Source organism: Paenibacillus sp. P22 (assembly GCF_000469945.2).
Lineage (GTDB): Bacteria > Bacillota > Bacilli > Paenibacillales > Paenibacillaceae > Paenibacillus_O > Paenibacillus_O humicus.
In genome coordinates this window covers 1-4004 of the sequence record NZ_CBRA020000279.1, presented here as the reverse complement: position 1 = coordinate 4004, position 4004 = coordinate 1, and the positions used below count along the sequence as shown (strand labels likewise).

Here is a 4004-nt window from a genome sequence, read left to right as displayed (position 1 = left end):
AATCGTTTCTCCCAATGATTCGAATCAATTGGCTAATAGAATAGAAGCCTTGCTTCTATCTCCTCCGGAACCATCTCGTTTTACGAAACTTCAAAACTCCCTTTCCTGGAACCGTTGTGTGCAGGATCTAATAACATTCCTGAATGCGCCTACTTCATCTGCAGGAAAGAAAGAAGCAATTCATATATGCGGAATGGGTAAAATCCGTTACTATTCGGTAAAGTTCAGGCATCATGCTTCTGCGTCGGGTCTACATTATGTCTGGAAAAAATTAATGAAATGAATAGCTTGCAACTGATATGCTGGAGGAAACTCTGGCTCTTCTTTATTTTTCTTGCATGATTATCCTTAATAAGGGGGATTAATTTTGAAAGGAATTATACTAGCAGGTGGTACCGGCAGCAGACTATATCCTCTTACGAAGGTAACGAACAAGCATTTGCTACCCGTGGGAAAGTATCCAATGATATTTCATTCGATTGCAAAGTTGAAAGAGGCAGGCATTGACGAGATATTGATTGTTACAGGAAAAGAGCATATGGGCGATGTTGTCAATCTTCTGGGTAGTGGTCATGATTTCGGCATCAGCTTTACCTATAAGGTACAGGACCAAGCGGGAGGTATTGCACAAGCGTTAGGTCTTGCTGAAGGTTTTGTAGGTAGCAGTCCAATGGTTGTTTTATTAGGTGACAATGTATTTTCAGAAAGTATAGCACCCTTTGTGGAAAAATTCAGGCAACAAAGAAACGGTGCCAAATTGTTGATTCAAGAAGTCTCGGACCCTCAAAGATATGGCGTTCCGGAATTAGCAGGGAACCAGATCATTTCAATAGAGGAGAAGCCGTCTTTTCCTAAAAGCAGTTACGCTGTAACTGGAATTTACATGTACGATCATCACGTGTTCGAAATAATCAAGTCGCTGAAGCCTTCAAGTCGTGGTGAATTGGAAATAACAGATGTGAACAATGCCTATATCTCTTTTAAAAGTTTGACATATGATATTTTAAAAGGATGGTGGACCGATGCTGGAACTCATGCTTCCTTGACTCATGCGAATGAATTGTCCAAGGATCTTTTGTGGGGAGAGGAATTCGGTCGTCTGAAACACTAATCTTATAAAGGATAAGCCATATGATAAAAAAAGAAGGTGAGAACATGAGAATCTTTGAAACCAATCTTTTTGGAGTTAAGCTCATCGAGCCTTCCGTTCATGGAGATCATCGCGGTTTTTTTGTAGAAAGCTATAATGAAAATCGTTTTAAAGAACTGGGAATTGATGCCTCGTTTGTGCAAGACAATCATTCGCTTTCAGTCGAATCCGGTGTGATAAGGGGAATGCATTACCAACTTAAACCCAAAGCTCAGACTAAGCTGGTCAGGTGCACTTCTGGAGCAATTTGGGATGTGGTTTTGGATATTCGTAAAGGTTCTCCGACTTACGGTCATTGGCAAGGTTTCATTTTAAGTGCAAATAATCATCGGCAGATTCTGGTCCCCAAAGGATTTGCACACGGGTTTTGCACGCTTGTTCCTGGATGCGAAGTTCAATATAAGGTAGATGAATATTACTCCGCTGATAATGATCGCGGTATTGCTTGGAATGATCCTGCCCTAGGCATCGAATGGCCGGTTTCGTTGCCAATTCTTTCGAAAAAAGATTCCACCCATCCTTCCTTTGCAGAGGCAGAAATGAATTTCGACTTTACGGTATAAATCTTAAGCAGAGGGAGAAAGCAGAAAGGAACGTGTTCTTATGAGACTGCTTGTAACAGGAGGAGCCGGATTTATCGGCAGCAACTTTGTGATTTTCATAGCAAATAAGTATCCCGATTATGAAATCATTAATGTTGATGCATTGACTTATGCAGGCAACCTCAAAAATCTGAAATCACTGGAAACACACGCAGGGCATACTTTCATTAAAGCCAATATTACAGATCGTATTGAAATGGAGCCCTTATTTCAAGCAGGTGTCGATGTTGTAGTTAATTTTGCTGCAGAATCTCATGTTGATCGTAGCATTCTAAGTCCAGGAATTTTCGTACAAACAAATATAGTTGGGACGCATCTGCTTCTTGAACTTGCTCATAAATACGGAGTTTCAAAGTTTGTACAGGTTTCAACCGATGAAGTTTATGGTACCTTGGGGAATACAGGTTTATTTACTGAAAAATCACAGCTCGCTCCCAACAGCCCATACTCGGCAAGCAAAGCTGGTGCCGACTTGCTGGTTCGATCTTACTATGAGACTTTTAATCTTCCAGTTAATATAACCCGCTGCTCTAACAACTACGGTCCATATCAGTTTCCGGAGAAGCTTATCCCGCTGATGATACAAAATGCCATTGAAAATAAACCCCTTCCTATTTACGGCGACGGACTAAACGTACGAGACTGGCTCTACGTAGAGGATCATTGCAGTGCTATAGACCTTGTTATTCATCGCGGAGTAAATGGGGAAATCTACAATATCGGAGGGCAAAACGAACGTGAAAATATTCATGTTGTAAAGACAATTTTAAAAGAGTTAGGCAAGTCTGAAGAACTCATTCAATTTGTAAAGGATCGTCCTGGACACGATCGGCGATATGCAATTAACGCCGACAAAATTAAAAAAAAATTTAGGTTGGGTTCCCAAACATGACTATGAATCGGGAATTAGCTCCACTATAAAGTGGTATATAAACAATGAGGATTGGATGAGAGAAGTTTTAAACGGATCCTACAAAAGCTATTTTGATACTCAATACGGAGAGCGCATAGTCAAGGTTGAAAAGAACGATGAATGAAAATGTTGAACAGGGTAATATGGTTAAAATTTTGATTACTGGTGCCGATGGTCAGTTAGGAAAAGAATTTTGCTTACTTCCTAAAAATGGGGAATATGAAATCGTCGGATTAAATCGAAATCAATTAGACATTACCTCTAAGGATCAATGTGAAGCCGCTATAGCTGCCATTAATCCGCATGTTATCATCCATTGTGCTGCATATACAGCAGTTGACCAAGCAGAACTTGAACCTGAGCTCGCTTTTGCAGTGAATGCAAAAGGGACGGAGAATATTGCTGCAGTTGCAAACCAGATTGAAGCTAAGCTTATTTGTGTTAGCACCGATTACGTATTTGATGGACAAGGAAACACTCCTTACAAAATTAACGACACACCTCGTCCTCAAACCGTATATGGAAAATCCAAGCTTGCTGGAGAAGAACTGGCTAAAGCAATTCACAATCGTGTATTTATCGTCCGCACATCTTGGGTGTATGGCTTATATGGGCAAAACTTCGTTAAAACTATGATAAAAATTGGAGAAGAAAAAGGTCATGTTAAGGTTGTCGAGGATCAGATAGGTTCTCCCACGTATACAAGGGATTTGGCCGAATGCCTGTTGGAGCTTGCTGCAACCGAGAAATACGGGGTTTACCACGCATCCAATAGTGGAAGCTGCAGCTGGTATCAATTTGCTCAAGCCATCTTCGAAGAAGCGGGCTTGACTGTTCGAGTCGAGCCTTGCTGCACTGCGGATTTTCCTAGACCCGCTCCCAGACCAGCGTATTCCGTATTGGACCAGAGCGCCCTTCTACAAATTGGACTTACCGGGATGCCCCATTGGAGAGTCGCACTAAAAGACTACTTTAAAACCATAAAACAATAAATATCCATTAAAGATTTGATTGAAATGGCTCTTATTTGAGTCATTTCTACCTTTTTATAGTTAGGAGAGAAAATATGGAAAAAATTTTTCGTACTATAATATTGATTAGCACGGCGGCAACTCTTGTTTCTTGTTCTAAAGCAAGTGATTCTTTTAGTTCAAATTCTTCAGACAACGGCGGAATTTTCAGGGTTGACGTAAGAGGAAATCATCCAAGAAGCGAGGGGATTTGGCCTCAGTACGAAGGGCTTCAAACTGCATTGGGAAAAAATGTTGTCATTACGGACGTTGTAACCCCCGACATGAAATTCGAGAACTGGAAAGGGGAGGAAATGGAAGCCCATGAC

The 4004-nt window shown here is 40.9% G+C and carries 5 protein-coding genes and 1 pseudogene; all 6 read left to right on the top strand.

Going from position 1 to position 4004, the window contains the following annotated elements:
* On the top strand, window positions 1–283 hold a 283-nt coding region (locus tag BN871_RS29540), incomplete at its 5' end, for a hypothetical protein (protein WP_232313360.1).
* Window positions 284–367: 84 nt separating this feature from the next.
* Window positions 368–1111: a sugar phosphate nucleotidyltransferase gene (locus BN871_RS25715; protein WP_048749994.1), complete on the top strand. Its 744-nt coding sequence runs from the start codon at window positions 368–370 to the stop codon at window positions 1109–1111.
* A gap of 44 nt (window positions 1112–1155) precedes the next feature.
* The gene (gene rfbC, locus BN871_RS27275; RefSeq protein ID WP_083436668.1) at window positions 1156–1713 is read left to right on the top strand and encodes a dTDP-4-dehydrorhamnose 3,5-epimerase; all 558 of its coding nucleotides are present in this window, start codon (window positions 1156–1158) and stop codon (window positions 1711–1713) included.
* A 40-nt stretch (window positions 1714–1753) separates the two neighbouring features.
* A pseudogene (gene rfbB, locus BN871_RS25705) lies at window positions 1754–2789 on the top strand (dTDP-glucose 4,6-dehydratase).
* Window positions 2782–3657, top strand: a complete 876-nt coding sequence (gene rfbD / locus BN871_RS25700) for a dTDP-4-dehydrorhamnose reductase (protein WP_232313358.1) — start codon at window positions 2782–2784, stop codon at window positions 3655–3657. The pseudogene rfbB and the gene rfbD overlap by 8 nt, the downstream one beginning before the upstream one ends.
* Before the next feature lie 74 nt (window positions 3658–3731).
* Window positions 3732–4004 (top strand): hypothetical protein (locus tag BN871_RS25695; RefSeq protein WP_048749991.1); only part of this gene is annotated, 273 nt, incomplete at its 3' end.